A 19,572-nucleotide genomic window follows, 5' to 3' on the forward strand; every position below is an offset into this window, starting at 1 on the left:
AAAACACCAAATGCCTTATCAGCCTCAAGTAGCCCATATCACCACTTGATTCTGATTTAACAAGATGGTATCTACCGCACTTATCTGATTTAGCACAAGATTTTACCCCTCCTTTCTTAAAGGAGGGGCAAGGGGTGGATTGTTAACGCATTAGATTTTACTAAACAAGCTATTTCACTCACCAAGCCTACGCACAATCCGCCACAGCAACTTGCCAACTTTATAGCCAATAAAAGCAATGAGAACTATCACCACGACCGCAAGTAGGTAAGCCAACCAAACGGGCGTGCTAGTCAGCCAGCCAATACTAAAAGCAATGCCTTGAAATGTTTCAAACGGCCAAGCAGCGATGGGCGTAGACGTGCCTGAATTTAGCATTGTCATTAAGCCTACTAAGGCAAGTACGGCAGTCAGTATACCGACGATCTTATCGGTGCTCATTATGGTGTCCTCAATTAATACAGTTCAGAATCATTTTTATTTTCAAACTAAGAGTAAATTTTTTGCTAATGTGCCCTGCTCTGCAAGCTCAATAAATTAAACTCAATAAACCTAGCGGCTTATTTCCTACCCCGCACCATACAAAGCCAGGCATAAAAAAACCATACGAAATCAGTAACCTTCGTATGGTTTGTAGCTCTATAACGAATGATCTATTAGCTTAGCCATTACGGCATGGTGAGGCCGCCATCAACACTGATAGACTGACCGGTAATGGCATTGCTTAAATCTGAGGCCATGATGATAATAGCATCAGCGAAATCCTCCACCGAGGTCGTCTGGCGTAGAGGCGTGGTGGTAGCAATGTAATCAAAAACTTCTTGAGTGGTGACGCTACTGGCATCGGTGGTTTTAAGCAGCCCGCCCGCCAATAAATTGACACGAATACCATGCTGGCCTAGCTCTACTGCCAGGTTACGGGTAAGGCCAATTAACGCGGCTTTAGCAGTCGTATAATCGTAATAAGTCACCACAGGGTTATAAACCAGATTGGTCGAGATATTGATAATTTTGCCAAAATTCTGGGACTTCATCTGTGGTAATACGGCTTGGGTGGTATTGACAGCCCCCTTGATGATGCCATCAATCTGCTGCGAAAAGTGCTCCCAACTGACCGTCTCAATACTCGTATAATCCGCTGATGGGTCAAACTGGTACTTGGGCAGGGCATTGTTGACTAGGATATCGATTCGGCCAAATCGCTGTATCACCGCCTCGACCATATTCCGAACGGCTTCAGCATCAGTGACGTCGGCTTGATAGCTCATGGCTTGGCCACCAGCAGCTTGGATGGCATCGACAATTTTTTCGGCTTTATCTTGACTGCTAAGATAGTTAACACACACCGCTGCCCCTTGCTCAGCTAGCTTTTTGGCAGTAGCGGCACCGAGGCCACGACTACCACCTGTGACGATAACGACTTTTTTCGCTAATAGCATAGTGATTCCTTATGATGATAAACAATGACTATGGATTATTGCATTGATTCAATTGGGCTTGTAGAAAACCACACGCAATCACTAACTTTCTTATGGTTGGCAGCTCTACAGCAGTGCTTTTTTTAGCTTCAACGGGTCGCCTACTGCTTTTTCATCATTTTTTCCATCTGCTCCATTTGCGCTAAGCCTTGGCTACAGGCATTGGTCGCACGCTCTTTTTCTTCTTTGCTCATATTACCCCACTCTTCTTCCATTCTTTTTAGGCTATCTTCTGACATCGCCGCCACCCCAGCCATCCCTTGGGTCATATCATTCATTTTATCAATATAATTGGTACATTCTTTGGGTAAGTTACTGCTGCTACAGCCATTTAGCAATAAGACTGTACCCATAAAACCTGTGATTAGGGCCGTCTTTACTAGGGTCATTGTTGTCATTTGCATTGTCCTATTTATAGAGAGGAAGTTAGTGAAAAGGAGAAGGAGCTATTGAAAAATATGGTTAAAACAGTCAGTTAGGAGTGTTAGTAAGCTATTTATTACAATGACTTACCGTAATAGTCGACATTTATCTGTATACCATACCCGAATACCCACCTAATTCATAGTGACAATTCAGCAACAATTTTGCAAGATAGCGACTATGCTACATATCCCTGCGAAAGTTCGAAATATATATAGATTAACCATTGAAAAATATAGAGATTTTGTATATTAATGAATAAAAGTTGCTTATTTTACTACTACAATGCGCTTTTCAACCTTTGTTATAATGTCCTTATGCAGACTTAATGGCGGTGTTATCAGTGATACCATACTGATTTCATAAGCGTTTTTTAATATCTCGCCTTTTTAGCCCTGCGACTTTTTTTAGCACTGATTTTAGTAATCACTGATTTTGATAGCCTTACTGTCTCGTCTGGTATAGCTATTTAGATATTATTCATTTTTGGTTTAGGAGAGCAACATTGCCGATTCTATTTTCATCTTTCACACAAAGCCGTCCCTTATACCGCACCCTATTAAGCGCCAGTCTCATGGCCTCACTTACTGTGGGCGCTATTGGTCTTAGTGGCTGTAATAAAACCGAAACTGCTGATGGCGAGACGGCCGCAGCTACGGGCGAGACCCTAAATCTATATAACTGGTCGGAGTATATGCCGCAGGAGATTATAGATGGTTTTGAAAAAGAGACCGGTATTGATGTGAACTATACAACCTTCGACTCTAACGAAGCGATGTATGCCAAACTAAAACTATTGGATGACTCTAGCCAGTATGATTTGGCCGTTCCTTCGACCTATTATGTCGAAAAAATGTCGAAAGAAGGCTTGTTGCAAGAGATTGATAAATCTAAGCTGAGCAACTTTAATAACTTAGATACGTCTTTTGTGAATACTAAAGTCGACCCAGAGAATAAATACTCGATTCCCTATCTTTGGGGCAGCACGGGCATGGCTATCAATGGGGATGCCGTAGATCCTGCCACTGTATCGAGTTGGGGTGATTTATGGCGTCCTGATTTTGCGGGTAAAGTGATGCTCACCAATGACATGCGTGAAGTCTTCGGTATGGCGCTGTTGACCTTGGGGTATTCAGGCAATAGCACCAACCCAGATGAGATTAAAGCCGCTTATGAGCATCTTACTACCTTGATGCCTAACGTAAAAACCTTCAATTCAGATGCTGCCCGCATGCCTTATATCGAAGGCGAGACCGATGTGGGGATGATTTGGAACGGTGAAGCGGTTATGGCCAACGACGATGGCTTGACCAGTCTGGTCTATAAATACCCTACCGAGGGCGCGATACTGTGGATGGATAACTTTGTTATTCCTAAAAACGCCGCTCATGCAGACGCCGCTCATAAGTTCATTGACTATATTTTACGTCCTGAAAATGCGCAAATAATCAGCAATGAAATCGGTTATGCCAGCCCCAATAAAGCAGCTCGCGAGCAGATGCCGGATGAGATTAAAAACAATGCGGCTATCTATCCCGATGCGGCGACCTTGGCCAAAGCAGAGTTTCAAGAAGATGTGGGTGATGACGCCCTACGCATCTACCAGCAATATTGGGATAAATTAAAAGCCAATCGCTCGTAGACCTTATTCGCAGCCTTGCCAGCACAACAGTGATTAAAGCATTGTTGTGCTACTCATTTTTGTAGTATTCTAAGTCAAATACTGCCTTACTTAGAAAGCGTTTTTATTATTACAATCATTATTGCTAATTCCGCCAAAGAACCTACTTATCGGCTACAACGATAGGACTGTTTATGGCGACTTATTCTAGCGCTGCTGTCTTGCAGACCCATTAGCAAACTTAAGATTATTTTATGCGTCCTCGAACCTTTCGAGATTTATCAGCCGATCTTTCTGCTCAATCTCGCTCTTATCCGCATGCTCATAGACAAGGTGCTCACTTGGTTGGTCTGCTGTCTTGGTATGCGCATAGACGCTATGGTTTAATGGCTATGCTATTAATAGCGGTAGCGATTTTGCTGAGCGCTTGCCAGCCCAATGGACAGAGTGAAGATGCTGCCGCACAAGAGAAACCCGGTGTTTTATATCTCTATAACTGGGACGAGTATATGCCGCAGCAAATCTTAGATAACTTTGAATTAGAGACCGGCATCAGCGTTATTTCTACCACTTATGACTCTAATGAAGAGATGTACGAGCATATTAAAAATGCTCCTAATAATCCCCCTTATGACCTTATCGTTCCTTCTAACTATTTTATAGACAGGATGCATAACCAAGGCTTACTACAGCCTATCGACAAAACTAAAATAAGCAATTTTGAGCAATTGAATCCGGCGATAGTAGGTACCGATGCCGATCCCGGCAACAACTACTCTATTCCCTATCTTTGGGGAACTACAGGGATTGCTATTAATGCCCAAGCTATTGACCCTGATAAGGTTAACGGTTGGCAGGATTTTTGGCGACCTGAATACGCTGGTCTTTTGGTGCTGCCCAATGATATGCGCGAAGTCTTTGGGATGGCATTGATATCCTTAGGTTATTCGGTCAATAGTGAAAATCCAGAAGAAGTCGAACAAGCCTACGAAAAGTTGCTGCTATTAATACCCAGCTTGTCCGCTTTTCCTTCAGGCTCCACTCGGACCGCCTATATTAGCAATCAGGCCGATATTGGTATGATTTGGAGCGGCGAAATGATGCTGGCCAAGGCAGAGGGCAAAAAAAACTTGGTTTATAAGTACCCTGCAGAGGGGGCTATATTATGGATTGATAGTTTTGCTATTCCTAAAAATGCTCAGAATATTGAAGCGGCTCATCTTTTTATCAACTTTATATTACGGGCTGAAAACTCGCAGATTATCAGCCGTAATTTAGGCTATGCCACTCCCAATCTAGGCGCGCGCTTATTCATGTCAGCGAGCACCAAAGCCAATACCACCCTCTATCCTACCGCGAAACAATTTAAAAATGCCCATTTGCAAACTGCGTTGAGCCCCGAAACATTTGCCCTCTATGAGCACTACTGGACGAAGCTTAAACAGCAGCAGCAAAATTAGACGACCTGGGCCAAGTTAAGCCATGTGCTCACCTAAATATCCAACTCACTCTCACCCCCTTGCGCATGAATGCGGCGCTGCTCACGGCGTTGATATCGCAACCCTGAAGCGGCAAACCATTGCGGTTCCGTCTGCTGTAGCAAATCGCTTAGACTCTGCAGCTGCGCCTGCAAATTCTGCGTCAACCAAAAGTAGCCTTGCCACTCAAAAGTGAGGTGTTGCACACTGGGATACTCAGCAACCTGAATACGTGTGATGGGGCGAAACAGCTCATTATTAGGACTGCGCAATACTGCGGCCATATGGCGCATAGCTTGGGTCAATTCATGCTGATAATGGGTTAGCAATTCGCGGTTGTCCGCATCGATGCCTATTTCAGCCAACCTAGGAGCAGCCGTTAATAATAAGTCCACAGTCCCGATGATATTACGGTGCGTACGCTGAATATGTTCAAGCGTAGCCTGATCGATGCCCGACTCCCGCGAGGTCGCTGCCAGATGCGGCCGACTGGCCAGCAAGCGTTTATTAATCTGTTTTAAGCTCGCCACTATATCTTGCCCGATGGGCACGCCTTGATCGAGACCCATGCTATGGTCGGCCTCAATCATTGGTGAGGTATAGTGATGCCGATAAGGCAACGCATGCAGCGGTAATGGTGTGTAGCGATCTGGGGACGGCTCCAAACTCTTGGTAATATGTGCCCCGACTTTGACGTAGATATCCCCACAAGCTTCTAGATTGCTCGCCAATAAAAACCGCCACATCAGCGTCGATTTCAAAGGCAATATCAAAGTGGCCAACACCGCTATCAGCGTGCCAATGAGCACATTAAGCGCTCGATAGACCCCATCAACGCCAATCTCGCCTGCCGTGTGTGAGACAATCATGCACATGGTAATCCCAGTCAGTAGGCCTATATAGCCCAATTGCTTGACCGCGTAATAGCCAATAACCCCACTAATTAGCCCAATCAAGGCATAGTATAGCCATAGGTAATCGCCTAGTCCTTGGCTGAGCCAGACTAAAAATAACCCTACTAAGATGCCCAGTAAAGTCCCTATGACCCGCTCTTTCGCTTTGGTATAAATAGCCCCTTGATACTGCAGTAGCCCTAAAATGATGAACACGGTAATCGTGGTCCACTCTCCATGCGGCAATTGCGAGACTTTATTGAACAATAAAGCCGCTACTACGGCCACTCCTAAACGCATGGCATGGAGAATATCCGCATGTTGGTAACGGGAGTAAGGCTCTACAAAGGGGGCAGATAGGCGCTGCCATAGCGAGTGCTTCTGCTCTGGTTGTCCCCTGTCTGATTTCATGACACTCTCAATTTTTAAACGATTGCAGTTTTTAAACGACTCATTACGGTATGAGGTATCAAACCGTAGTAAGCAAGCGCGTAAGATAGCAAAAATATAGATGCTATTTATCCTATTACTCCTAGCATAGCAAAAAGTAACGCCCTCTACGGATAGAAGGCGTTATTTATTAAAAACTTATACTTTGAATATCTAAGCTCTCTAAAAGGGCTTAAACCTTCAAGAAATCTAAAATACCTTCAGCAGCTTCGCGGCCTTCCCAAATCGCCGTAACGACCAAGTCTGAGCCCCGCACCATATCGCCACCGGCAAAGATTTTAGGATTTTTAGTTTGAAATTTATACTCTTGTTCTTCGAGTGCCACCACGCGGCCAGAGTTGTCCATCTCAATCTGTTGCGCTGCAAACCAATCCGATGGGCTAGGTCGGAAGCCAAAAGCCATAATCACCGCATCGCACTCGATAATCTCTTCCGAATTGGCAATTGGCTCAGGACGACGACGACCGCGGTTATCCGGCTGACCCAATTGGGTGGTGACGACTTTCACCCCAGTTACCTTACCATTGAGGCCAATGATTTCAGTGGGCTGACGATTAAATAAGAACTCGACGCCCTCTTCGCGCGCATTGACGACTTCGCGACGCGAGCCTGGCATGTTTTCTTCATCACGGCGGTAAGCACAGACGACTTGCTCCGCCCCTTGACGAATACTGGTACGGTTACAATCCATTGCGGTATCACCACCACCAAGTACCACGACTTTTTTACCTTTTAAGTCGATATACTCGCTCGGGTCTTGCTCCCAATCGTTGCAACGGTTGACGTTGGCAATCAAGAAATCAAGGGCATCATAGACACCATCGAGCTCTTCACCGGCATAACCGCCACGCATATAAGTATAAGTGCCCATGCCCATAAAGACGGCATCGTAATCTGCCATCAGCTCATCGATAGTCACATCGGTACCGATTTCTGTATTTAAGCGGAATTCAATACCCATGCCTTCAAACACCTCGCGGCGATTGCGCATGACATCCTTTTCCATCTTAAATTCAGGGATGCCAAAGGTCAGCAAACCGCCAATCTCCGGACGTTTATCAAAGACGATAGGCTTGACACCATTACGCACCAGCACATCAGCACAGCCTAAACCGGCGGGGCCGGCGCCAATGATAGCGACTTTTTTATCGGTCCAAACGACGTCGGACATGTCAGGACGCCAGCCTAAAGCAAAGGCGGTATCGTTAATATACTTTTCGACGTTACCGATAGTGACGGCGCCAAAGCCATCATTCAAGGTACAAGCGCCTTCGCATAAGCGGTCTTGCGGACAAACGCGACCGCAGACTTCGGGCAAAGTATTGGTACGGTGACACAATTCTGCCGCCTGAAATATTTGCCCTTCGGTGGCGAGCTTGAGCCAGTTGGGAATGTAGTTATGTACCGGACATTTCCATTCGCAATATGGGTTACCGCACTCTAAGCAGCGGTGGGCTTGCTGCGCGACGGCTTCTCTTTCAAAGGGTTGATAGATTTCGACAAATTCGGTAGCGCGGGTGACCACATCCTTTTTGGTAGGGTCCATCCGCGGCACATCTAAGAACTGAAAACTATTGTGTAAGCGTTTTGCCATGTCGATATATTCTCCTAAAGTGAGTCGTGGCCACGGGATAAGGACAACTGCGCTAATAACGAGCGGTCCTCATTGCGATTTAGCGAATGCTCTTAGGATTAAGAGCTTGAGTCCAACGGTGCTCAGCCAATAGTAGCCAAACCCGTTTAGCATAAGCCGTCTGCAAGCTGCCCTGACTAGAAATGCGCTTAATATGAGCACTTTTATTCCAAGTTACCGAAGACCAGATAATGCCGGTCTTCAGCCGCTTCCTAACGCAATACCTTACGCTGTTGTCTTACAACGACTCTATACTTTTCGCTTAAATCTCCTTGCCACGTACCTGCTGTGAGGGTATCTGTTAAGTGTTGCCTATAGCCGTCATGCTGAATATTAGAATAACGGCTATAGCAACGCTGTTTTGTCTCTCTAAAACGGTCTCTTGCCAGCCTTAGCTCATCGGATTAAGAATTAATGGGCCAAGGCTGCAAGTCAAGAAAGCCTATTGCGGGTCCGCCATAGTGGTCTTCAATAACGAGGCAATATTGGCTGCTTTGGGCTTGACCAAGTAGAACTTACGAGCATAGTAGTCAAAATCAGCCAAAATATTATTGCCCCAAGCACTGCCGGTTTTTTCGACATGGGCCTCAATAATCTGCTGTAAATGAATGCGATGCTCTTCTGTCTGCTCGCTCGAGATACGGTGAAGATCGATGAGCTCATGGTTACAGCGGTCAAAGAAGTCGCCTTCTAAATCCAGCACATAAGCAAAGCCACCGGTCATGCCCGCCCCAAAGTTGAGCCCAGTACGACCCAAGACCGTGACTATGCCGCCGGTCATATATTCACAGCAATGATCCCCGGTGCCTTCAACGACCGCATGCACGCCTGAATTACGTACGGCAAAGCGCTCACCTGCGGTGCCGGCCACATAAAGCTTGCCGCCGGTAGCCCCATAGAGACAAGTGTTGCCAATAATTGCGGTATGCTGCGAGGCAAAGACCGAGTCTTTTGGTGGATAGATGACAATTTCGCCACCAGCCATACCTTTGCCCACATAGTCATTAGCATCGCCCTCTAACTCAATATGCAACCCGCCGGCGTTCCACACCCCGAGGCTCTGCCCTGCAGTACCGGTAAGGTGCAAGCGAATGGGCATCTCTTTCATGCCTAAGTTGCCCCAAACCTCTGCAATCTCACCCGAAATACGCGCGCCAATCGAGCGGTCGCAGTTGCCCACGTGATAGCTAAAGTCTCCACCCATGCCTTGGCGTATAGGTCGAATCATATCGGCAATCATCTGCTCGGCCAATAAGCCTTTATCAAACGGGGCATTACGCTCAACCTGGCAGGTATGCGGCTTGCCTACACTGGCGGGATGGCTGTATAACAGTGGCGTTAAATCTAGATTGCGCTGCTTGGCGGTAAAGCCTTCGATGACCTCAAGTAAATCGGTACGACCGACCAACTCTTCCATGCTGCGGACGCCCAACACGGCTAACCATTCGCGGGTCTCGGTCGCTACAAACTTAAAGAAGTTAATCAGCATCTCAGCTTCACCAATGAAGTGCTCATCGCGCAGGACCGCTTTTTGGGTGGCCACGCCTGTTGGGCAGTTATTCAAATGGCAAATGCGTAGGTATTTACAGCCCACTGCAATCATTGGCGTGGTCCCAAAACCGAAGCTTTCTGCGCCTAAGATAGCGGCTTTGACCACATCTAGACCGGTTTTTAAGCCGCCATCCGTCTGTACACGGACTTTATCGCGTAGACCATTGACGCGTAGCGACTGATGCGCCTCTGCCAGACCCAGCTCCCAAGGAGAGCCCGCATGGTGGATAGAGGACAATGGTGACGCTGCCGTACCACCATCGTAACCCGAGATGGTAATGAGATCGGCATAGGCTTTGGCCACCCCGGTGGCAATCGTACCGACTCCCGGACGCGAAACCAGTTTTACCGAAACTAAGGCATCAGGATTGACTTGCTTTAAGTCAAAAATGAGCTGAGCCAAATCTTCAATAGAGTAAATATCGTGGTGCGGCGGTGGCGAAATGAGCGTGACCCCTGGCACTGAGTAGCGCAAGCGGGCAATCAAGGCATTGACCTTACCGCCCGGGAGCTGACCGCCCTCGCCTGGTTTTGCGCCCTGTGCGACCTTGATCTGCATAACTTCAGCCGATCTCAGATAAGCTGGCGTGACCCCAAAACGGCCCGAGGCCACCTGTTTAATCTTCGAGTTACGCATGGTGCCGTAACGGACAGGGTCTTCTCCGCCCTCACCTGAGTTAGAGCGACCGCCGATAGTGTTCATGGCCATAGCGATGGCTTCATGCGCTTCGGGAGACAATGCCCCTAGCGACATCCCTGCCGAATCAAAGCGCGGTAAAATCTGCGCAATGTCTTCCACTTCTTCGACATCAATAGCCTGATCAGTCTTGAGCTTTAGCAAATCGCGTAAAGTGGCAATCGGACGACTATTAACCAGATTGGCATACTCGCGATAGTTGTCATAATCGCCGGTACGCACGGCCGTATGTAAGGTACGAATTACATCGGGGTTAAAGGCGTGATACTCTTTATTAAAGACAAATTTAAGCAGACCGCCTTGATCGAGTGGTAGGCGACGCTTAAACGCATTGGCGGCTAATATGGCTTGGTCCGCCGCTAAGTCGGCGAAGGTAGCCCCTTTAATCCGGCTCTGCACGCCTTTAAAGCATAAGTCTACGATTTCTTCTGACAGACCTACGGCTTCGAAAAGCTGTGCCCCGCGGTAAGAAACGATGGTAGAAATTCCCATCTTCGATAGAATCTTGAGCAGGCCCTTATCCAGACCCTTACGGAAGTTGACGCGAGCTTGAATGGGATCGCCGAGTAATTCACCGGTCGCTACCAAGTCTTCAATCACGTCATAGGCCAAATAAGGGAAGACACAAGTGGCGCCAAAGCCAATTAATACCGCCACTTGATGCGAGTCACGCGCCAAGCCGGTTTCAACAATTAAATTGGCGTCTGTACGAATCCCTTGCTCGATAAGATAATGATGCACAGCACCGGTCACCATCAAAGCATTGGCCGGTACCTTACCCTCTACGATGGCTTTATCCGATAAGATAATCAACGCTTTACCACTGCGCACCTCAGTAGCTACCTGCTCACACAGGTCGTTAATAGCCACGTCTAAAGGCATATCGCTAGCGTAGTTTAGGTCGATACGCACATGTTGAAACGCGGGGTCATCTAGCGCTTCTAACTGGGCCATCTTACTGGCGGATAATACGGGCGAGGCTAAGACAATACGGTGGGCATCTCTGGCTGTAGGGTTAAAGACATTGGTCTCCGCCCCTAGACAGGTCTGCAGTGACATGACGATAGACTCACGTAGCGGGTCAATCGGTGGGTTGGTCACCTGCGCAAACTGCTGGCGGAAGAAGTCGGCCACATGACGGACTTGTCTAGACAGTACCGCCATTGGGGTATCATCGCCCATTGAGCCTACTGGCTCTTGACCATTTTCAGCGTTGGGACGGATAATTTCCGTGCGCTCTTCATTGGTGATGTTATACATCTTTTGCAATGCTTTCAGCGGCTCACCTTTGAGCGCCTGTTCAGCCAATTGCTCTTCCATCTGCTCGTTATCGCGAATACGTGTGGCTTCTTCGCGTAGCCATTTGCGATACGGGTGCGCTTTTTTCAATTGCGTAGCAATGGCTTTGGTATCGAGAACTTGACCGGTCATGGTATCCACCACGAGCATTTGACCTGGGCCAACACGGCCTTTCGCCAACACATCTTTCGGCTCGTAATCCCAAACGCCAATCTCTGAAGCTACCGTGATATAACCGTTTTTCGTGGTGACCCAGCGCGAAGGGCGCAGACCATTGCGATCTAACATACACACGGCATAACGGCCATCTTGAATGACTAAGCCGGCAGGGCCATCCCAAGCTTCCATATGTTGTGAATAAAACTCGTAGAAGGCGCGCAGGTCCATGTCCATACTATCGACATTTTGCCACGCGGGCGGCACTAGGATAGACATCGCATGGAATAAGCTCATGCCGCCTGAAATCAGCACCTCGAGCATATTATCTAAGCTAGAAGAGTCCGAACCCGTACGGTTAACCAACGGGTGTAGCTCGCTTAATTCAGGCAATTTATCGGATTTTAATTTAGGAGTACGCGCTACCGACCAGTTGCGATTACCGGTAATGGTATTGAGCTCACCATTATGGGCTAAGTAGCGGAAGGGTTGGGCCAGCGGCCAACGCGGTAAGGTATTGGTAGAGAAACGCTGATGAAAAACCACAATGTGTGAAGCTAAACGCTCATCTTGTAAATCTAAGAAAAACGCGGGCAAATCAGCGGGCATGACCAGACCTTTATAGATAAGCGTCTGGCAATTTAGCGAGGTCACATAAAACAAGCTATCGTCGGTTAGGCGCTGCTCGGCCTTTCTACGCGCTACAAATAAGCGGCGGTTAAAGTCTTCAGCGACTAAGTCGTCTGCAGCATTGACCATAATTTGCTTGAATACTGGTAAAGTCTCACGACCAATCTCACCGACGATATCCAAATCTACTGGGACATCACGCCAGCCTGCGACCGTTAAGCCTTGAGCGGTAATCTCTTCATCAAAAACGCTTTGGCTGTGCGCAGCCAGTTGCGGGTCATCATTTACGAATACAGTACCGACGGCGTAATTATCCGTCAGCGTGATACCCAATTCTTCAGCAATACTGCGAAAGAAAACTTCAGGTTTGGCCAGTAGTAAGCCGCAACCATCGCCAGTTTTACCATCAGCAGCGACGCCACCACGGTGGGTCATACAACTGAGACTGTGGATAGCAGTCTGTACCAAGTTATGGCTAGCAATGCCTTCAATGTGGGCAATGAGACCAAAGCCGCAGTTGTCAGAGAAGTCATCTGGGCTGGCTAGGTGTTGGTGTTCAGAAATCATTGTCATCGCTTGTCCTTTTTAGTGGGCCGACCACGTTACCCTCTCAATTCAAGAGAGCCACGCTAATCGCAAAGTAGAACGGCAGGTGGGCGATGTGCTCAATATAAGCACGTATTAAGACAGGCGTATTACTAATGACAGTAAGCGAAACAAATAATGGAACTTCTGGCTATTTTTTCGTTAGTTTTGCTAGGCTCGCAACGGTTATCACTTTCTAAAGGCGGCACGGTTGAGTAGCAAGAGCTATAAAATAGCAGCGTATCTGAATCGACATACGGTGGTTGAGGCCAGATGGCCGGTAAATGCTGATTGTCTTAACGGATTAAGACCAGAAGCTGTGAAGCAATAGGAGACTCTTACTGTGTAAATTGTATCAACCAAGCAATTGTGGCTCATACGTTTTCAGAGGTGCTATTGGAGCAGTAAATGGTGCGTGACTCTGCTCTAGGGTGAGCGGACTCAGATTTTAGAGGCTACTCTCCCCTTTATTCGACTTACCGTCTAGCGGCGTCGTAGATGACTCGGTTAAGACCAACCATGATGGTTAACGCTAACGGTGAATCCTCCCCTTTGATGCAAGCGGCCATAGGATGGCAGCTTTAGCGTGACTGAATTCAAGGGCGCCGCTCTAATGAAGAGCTAAACACTACCAAAAAAGGGTCATAGATTAAGCCGGACAAACCTATGGGCTGCTCCGCGCCTTTTTACTGGGTATCAACATGCTGCGCTCAATCAATATAAGAGCCGCACTCCCCCTGCAAAAACAAGGTCGACGGACTAGACATTGTGCATTAATAATACGCAATACTGTTAGTCCAGTTTAGCAATGGCGTTGACCGCTACCAATAGTGATATCAATCAACAAAATACTTACCATAACGCTACTGAACATCGCCCACTGTTATATTAGACAATAAAAATTGAAAAATCCAGTCTTATTTATTGACGCCAAACCTACTATTGGTATGCATTAGCCGCTGATTTACGTCAGATTACGGCTTTTTTTCTTCAATCAATGCTTTGATAGCATCCCCAGATTCCGCACCAGCACTGCCACTATTATTTTTAACTTTGTCTTTATTATTGCCTTCTTTTGCACTGGTTTTATTGCTGGTATCGGGCTTTGGTGCTGGGTCTTTTTTGGCCGCTGGTGGCGTAGCTGTATTCTTATTACTGGCTGGCGCATCCGTTTTATTACTGTCATTTTTCGGAGCTGCAATAACACCGTCGTTGTCAGCATTAACGACACGCTCTTCTTGTACTACCAGCGTCTCAGACGCGTCGTCAGAACTGCGAATACTGCGCTTTTCTTCGCTAGGGCGCGCAGATTGGGTGCTGGCTGAGTTATTTGAGTCTGTATTAGTACTCGCATTCTCTTGAGCAGCTGGGGTAGCTCGCTTACGCACCGGGACTTCACGGCGGGTCGGTTGCAGGCGCACTTGGCGATTGCGATTGGCAGCCAAATCGACTACCGGGTCTGCTAATTCATAGTTATCAATACTATTCACATAGCGATTAAACTCTTCCGGAATCACCCGGACATTGGCGGGTAGGCCGAAGTCCATCAGCTTGGACGCGCCCATCGCTTCTTCGGCACTGCTCATAATCCCGTAAGTCAGCATATAGCGCAGCTGATCATTGTCATCACGATAACGGAAATAGGCAAACTTGCTGCGGTCTTCACGGCCTAATAGATAATCGACAATGACGTCATTTTCCGCAACGTTCATGACCTGCACGGTCCACTTGCCTTTATTTTTCAGCAAATAACGCTTGTCTTTAAACTCTTCAGGATACTCACGCAAATCCCGTACCATCGCTGAAAAATCAATAGGCTGCACATCAGCATCAAGCTCATGTAACGCTTCAACTTTAGTGGTTTTGGTAATGTCTATTGCCGTACTGACATTGGCGGTAATGGGCGCATTTTCAATAGTAGTGCGGGCGGCCGGGGTTTTGGCAAACATCCACACCAAAGCCGTCACGACGCCTAAGATTAGGGTCATTAGTAGCCAAATCAAAGCATAACGTCGGTACGCTCTAGTAGCTGGGCGCGAGGTGGGGCTTGTGACGGCCATGGTAATTCCTTATTAAACTTTTAACGGCAAATCATTAGAGGCGTAACTTAGCCAATATAGCTTAAGTTACGGGTCTGAAAATAAAAATAATAGGTGAAGCAAGCTAATAGCCAGTTGGTAATAAATGCGGTTTGATAGAGCATTATCAACCGCAAATCAACCGCAGATCAACCGCAGATCAAACACAGTCACTGCGCCATTGTTATACCGCAGCAGTCATTGACTCGGCTAAGACAGCAGTTAATAACTCAGGAGCAAACTCGTCTGTAATCACGGCATCGCCAAGTGATTTTAATAAAATCAGACGAATCTGACCCAGCTTAACTTTCTTATCATGGCTCATTAGCCCTAGCGCGGTATCGGTGTTAATGGCCGGCGGGGTAATCGGCAGCTCAGCTAAGAGTAGCAGCTGCTCGATACGGCTGACCTCAGCTGCGGTAATCCAACCGAGACGCTGCGATAGCTTTGCCGCTTGTACCATGCCGGCTGCAACCGCCTCGCCATGCAACCAACTGCCATAGCCTTCATGGGTCTCAATCACGTGACCAAAAGTATGACCAAAGTTCAGGAGGGCGCGCCGACCCGCTTCGCGTTCATCCTCCGCCACAACTTGGGCTTTAAACTCACAGCAGCGTTTCACCGCCTCGCCAATTAAATCTAAATCCAACTGCATCATGGCCGCCATGTTGTGCTCTAACCACTCGAGAAACTCAGCATCCATAATCAGCGCATATTTAATGACTTCTGCCATGCCCGCCGCTAGCTCTCTTTTGGGCAAAGTATGCAAGGTGGCCATATCGGCTAGCACCATTTGTGGTTGCCAAAAGGCCCCAATCATATTCTTACCTTTCGGATGATTGATGCCGGTCTTTCCGCCGACACTGGAGTCAACTTGTGCCAATACGGTCGTGGGAATTTGAATAAAATTGACCCCCCGCATAAAACTGGCCGCGGCAAACCCGGTCATATCGCCAATCACCCCACCACCTAAGGCGATTAGGGTGACATCGCGACCGCAGTGATTGTCCATTAGGGCATCATAAATTTGGTTGATGCTGTCTTGGGTCTTATAGACTTCACCATCGGGCAACACACAAACAAAGACCGCAAACCTTGTCGCTAGTCCGTCTTGTAAGGCTTGTAAATAGAGCGGCGCAACCGTGTCATTGGTGACGATTAAGACCTGCTTGCCAGCGATATAAGGCGCTACTTGTGCCGCCATATCAGTTTTATGACTAATGACAATCGGGTAATCATGCGAGTGAGCGTGAACGGTCAAACAATGCGACAACATGACGATATCCTACTGGCTAATAAATGCTAAAGAATGGCAATGAGTTAAGATGATGACTGCAGCGAAAACAATGAAAGCTATTAATATTTTGTGCTAGCGAACTAACGGTTTGAATGGTCATCTCGACCAGCTTTAATCTAAACTACCTTTAATCTGGACTATCTTTAATCTGGACTATCTTTATAGACGTCTATCACTCTATAGAAGAAGTCTGATCCTCAATATAAGGCTTTAACAGTCCGATTAGCTCGGTCACCATATGGCGGGGATAAGTGTGCCCAGTAGGCAAAATAATATCGGCGACTTCTCGGTATAAAGGGTCGCGAATGGCATAGAGCTTTTGTAAGACTTGTCTGGGGTTAGGCTGCTGCAATAAAGGCCGCGACTTATCTTTGGCCGTCCGTGACATCTGAATGTCTACTGGCGCATTGAGATAAACCACAATACCGCGAGTTTTGAGCATTTCACGATTCTCTTCACGCATAACAGCGCCGCCGCCCGTGGCCATCACAATGCCGGAACGTAGCGTCAGCTCATCTATAGCACGAGTCTCACGCTCACGGAAGCCCATTTCGCCTTCTTTATCGAATATCCAGGCGATATCAGCCCCTGTCTGTGTCTCGACATACCAGTCACTATCGACAAAGTCGCGCTGTAAGTATTTTGCCAGTAACCGGCCTACGGTCGTTTTGCCTGCGCCCATGGGACCCACCAAAAATACCGAAGGTAACTCTTGCCACATAGTTTTTACTCAAATAAATTGCTTATCATACAATGTCCCACTTTTGATGGCTAGTAAAGCTTTACTTACTCGGACCGCACAGTCATAAATATTACCCGATATCGCAAATATCAAAGCCAAAAAAAGCAAGCCTATAGCTTGCTTCTTGGGTTAATTAAGGGGTATTCCTGCTGCGCATAGTAAGCTTAGTTTAAACGGCTAATCCCATCATTAATCAATTTTGGCGTGATGAAAATAAGCAGTTCTTGTTTATCATTACGCTGAACATCATTTCTAAAGGCACGACCAATGAAAGGCAAGTCACCTAAGAAAGGGACTTTATTAACGCCATTAGAGATCTGGTTTTTAAACACGCCCCCTAAGACCACGGTCTGACCATCCTCAACGATGACATTAGTACTAATAGCATCTTCTGCAATAGCCACATCTCCATTGATAATAGTCGGCGTACCATTCTTAATTTCTAGCTGTAGACCAATTTTACCATCTGGCGTGATGTTTGGCGTGGCCTCTAAGCTCAATGCCGCTTCGATAAAGCTGGTGGCTGTCGCGCCACTAGCAGCCGCTTCTTGATAGGCAATCTGGGTACCTGACGAGACTTTAGCCGTTTGCTTATCAGTCGTTAAAACTTTGGGCGTGGAGATAACTTCACCCCGGTTGTCTGCTTGCATAGCTGACAATTCTAAATCCAGCATTAAGTCTGACATGCTGAGCAAACCAAAAGCGATACGACCGGCTGGATTCGCTACACCGAGATCTACGTTTAAGTTATCCGGACGGCTAATATCATATTTAGGATAAGTTACTGTCTGACCGTTGATGGTCGTACTTTCAACCGTAAAGTTTTTTAGATCATTAATAGTCTGGTTGCTACCCCCGACCAACAAGTTACGATTGTTTGCCGCCCCATTAGACAAGATACCCCAACGCACGCCAATCTCTTTACTAAAGCTGTCTGAGGCACTGACAATACGGGCTTCAATCATGACCTGGCGGACTGGGATATCAATTTTATCGACCAAAGAATGGATATTTTCGATACTTGCAGCGACATCTTTAATAATCAGCGTATTGGTACGCTCATCAATCGTCACCGTACCGCGATTGGATAGCAAACTGCCACTATCCTGCGAGTTAGCATTATTAGTGCCACCCGACGCACCACGACCTTGCGAAATTAAATTAAACACATCTTGCGCTTTAGCATAGCTTAGACGGATATATTCTGTGCGCAAAGGAGCAAAAGCCTGCACCGCTTGTTGGGCTTCTAGCTCTTTGGCTTCTTGCTCAGCCAATTCAGCAGCAGGGGCGACTAAGATGACGTTGCCGTTTTCGCGTTTGCCCAAGCCTTTACTTTTTAGAATAATGTCTAAAGCTTGATCCCAAGGCACATTAATCAAGCGTAAGGTGATACTGCCGTTAACAGAGTCACTGGCCACGACGTTCATATCGGTAAACTGAGCGAGGATATCCAACACACTACGGATTTCGACGTCTTGGAACTCCATGGATAGCGCTTCACCCGTATAGACTTTTTCTTCTAACGTCGGCTCACGCAATAAGGCAGGTTTGGTGATACTAACGTTTAACTGATTGCCCGACTGATACGCTTGGTATTCATAGTCTTCTAGCATATTAATGGTGATGACACCATTTTGGTTTTGGTTCTTGGTATCGATGCTACTGACCAAGCCACCGTTGACGTTCAGACGGCGTAGTAAATTACGCGGTACAGTAGCGCCGGTCATTCTAATGACCAATTGATTGCCTTGACGCTGCACATCGATAGGAATGGCATCGTTTGCTAGGGCAATGCTGACATTACCCCCATCGCCAGCGGCCGTATAATTGAGCGCACTCAAACCATCATAACTATACTGTGTGCCTACCGCCGTAGCCGCTGAAGCAGGGTTTAACAATGGGTTGATACGGACGACCATAGTTTCTGTCGGAGCCGTGGTCGTTTTGACTACTGGGCGGTTACTAGTGACTACCACAGGGGCTGAGGTCACTGGCGAAACTACAGGTGCCGAGTATACTGGCGCTGCGACGATCGGTGCTACGGCTGGGGTAAACCCTTGCTGTTGTGGCTGCGTCATCGTTAGCAGTAAGTCGTTGCCTTGCACCGCTGTGGTATAAGCGCCGTCGCCATTCAATCCCACTACTAGACGGGTTTTGCTGTCATCGCTTAAGGTGGTAATGTCATTCACATTACCGACATTATAGTCTTTTTGCCGCTGAGCCACCCCATTACGCACGTCATTAAAATCTAAAATCAGGCGGGTTGGGTTTTCGAGTTGGTAGGCCTCGGGTATCACGGGCGCCCCATCAAAGCCTAGGCGCAATTGCGTAGTCTCTGGTGCCGTCTGCACGACTGCAACTGAGTTGATAGTCTGCGCCGCATAGGAAGCACTGGTGATGGCCATCATACTGACGGCAAGAGCAGGAATAGCGAATTTTGTAGACATCTGAGTACTCGTTATAGGCGTTTTACGATGACGAACCGGGCTAGGCTGATAGTGTGGCTTGCTGTTATCAATATAATTACGAATCAGGTTACGAACTGTCATTATTTTATCCTC

12 protein-coding genes are annotated in these 19,572 nt (G+C 47.3%); 2 read left to right on the forward strand and 10 right to left on the reverse strand.

Features of this window, described 5'->3' with window-relative positions; all coding sequences use genetic code 11:
- Positions 1 to 174 precede the first annotated feature (174 nt).
- From ACZ2XM_RS13260 to ACZ2XM_RS13270, 3 genes are all read right to left on the reverse strand, one after another.
- Positions 175 to 441, reverse strand: coding sequence for a hypothetical protein (locus ACZ2XM_RS13260; protein WP_490589768.1), 267 nt, complete (start codon positions 439 to 441; stop codon positions 175 to 177).
- Positions 442 to 668: 227 nt separating this feature from the next.
- Positions 669 to 1,439, reverse strand: a complete 771-nt coding sequence (locus ACZ2XM_RS13265; RefSeq protein WP_490589767.1) for a 3-oxoacyl-ACP reductase — start codon at positions 1,437 to 1,439, stop codon at positions 669 to 671.
- Positions 1,440 to 1,579: 140 nt separating this feature from the next.
- Positions 1,580 to 1,876, reverse strand: a complete 297-nt coding sequence (locus ACZ2XM_RS13270; protein WP_490589766.1) for a hypothetical protein — start codon at positions 1,874 to 1,876, stop codon at positions 1,580 to 1,582.
- Positions 1,877 to 2,475: 599 nt separating this feature from the next.
- On the opposite strand from ACZ2XM_RS13270, the gene ACZ2XM_RS13275 reads away from it, so the two are divergent.
- Positions 2,476 to 3,543: an ABC transporter substrate-binding protein gene (locus tag ACZ2XM_RS13275; protein ID WP_490589765.1), complete on the forward strand. Its 1,068-nt coding sequence runs from the start codon at positions 2,476 to 2,478 to the stop codon at positions 3,541 to 3,543.
- A gap of 233 nt (positions 3,544 to 3,776) precedes the next feature.
- Positions 3,777 to 4,982 carry an ABC transporter substrate-binding protein gene (locus ACZ2XM_RS13280; protein ID WP_490589764.1) on the forward strand — a complete coding sequence of 402 codons (1,206 nt, stop codon included), beginning with the start codon at positions 3,777 to 3,779 and terminating at the stop codon, positions 4,980 to 4,982.
- Between the two features lie 32 nt (positions 4,983 to 5,014).
- On the opposite strand, the gene ACZ2XM_RS13285 is transcribed toward ACZ2XM_RS13280, so the two are convergent.
- The 7 genes from ACZ2XM_RS13285 to ACZ2XM_RS13315 form a co-directional block, all read right to left on the reverse strand.
- Entirely contained in the window at positions 5,015 to 6,304 is a 1,290-nt protein-coding gene (locus ACZ2XM_RS13285) for an FUSC family protein (RefSeq protein ID WP_490589763.1), read from the reverse strand.
- 211 nt (positions 6,305 to 6,515) lie between these two features.
- Positions 6,516 to 7,937, reverse strand: coding sequence for an FAD-dependent oxidoreductase (locus tag ACZ2XM_RS13290; protein WP_490589762.1), 1,422 nt, complete (start codon positions 7,935 to 7,937; stop codon positions 6,516 to 6,518).
- Between the two features lie 481 nt (positions 7,938 to 8,418).
- The gene (gltB, locus tag ACZ2XM_RS13295) at positions 8,419 to 12,882 is read right to left on the reverse strand and encodes a glutamate synthase large subunit (RefSeq protein WP_490589761.1); all 4,464 of its coding nucleotides are present in this window, start codon (positions 12,880 to 12,882) and stop codon (positions 8,419 to 8,421) included.
- A gap of 986 nt (positions 12,883 to 13,868) precedes the next feature.
- Positions 13,869 to 14,954: a hypothetical protein gene (locus tag ACZ2XM_RS13300; RefSeq protein ID WP_490589760.1), complete on the reverse strand. Its 1,086-nt coding sequence runs from the start codon at positions 14,952 to 14,954 to the stop codon at positions 13,869 to 13,871.
- A gap of 202 nt (positions 14,955 to 15,156) precedes the next feature.
- Positions 15,157 to 16,248 carry a 3-dehydroquinate synthase gene (gene aroB / locus ACZ2XM_RS13305; RefSeq protein ID WP_490589759.1) on the reverse strand — a complete coding sequence of 364 codons (1,092 nt, stop codon included), beginning with the start codon at positions 16,246 to 16,248 and terminating at the stop codon, positions 15,157 to 15,159.
- A gap of 193 nt (positions 16,249 to 16,441) precedes the next feature.
- Complete coding sequence (gene aroK / locus ACZ2XM_RS13310) at positions 16,442 to 16,990, reverse strand: shikimate kinase AroK (protein WP_490589758.1); 549 nt, start codon at positions 16,988 to 16,990, stop codon at positions 16,442 to 16,444.
- Between the two features lie 185 nt (positions 16,991 to 17,175).
- The gene (locus tag ACZ2XM_RS13315) at positions 17,176 to 19,560 is read right to left on the reverse strand and encodes a type IV pilus secretin PilQ (RefSeq protein ID WP_490589757.1); all 2,385 of its coding nucleotides are present in this window, start codon (positions 19,558 to 19,560) and stop codon (positions 17,176 to 17,178) included.
- Positions 19,561 to 19,572 lie beyond the last annotated feature (12 nt).

Source organism: Psychrobacter sp. CoH-33_TS_01 (assembly GCF_058189395.1).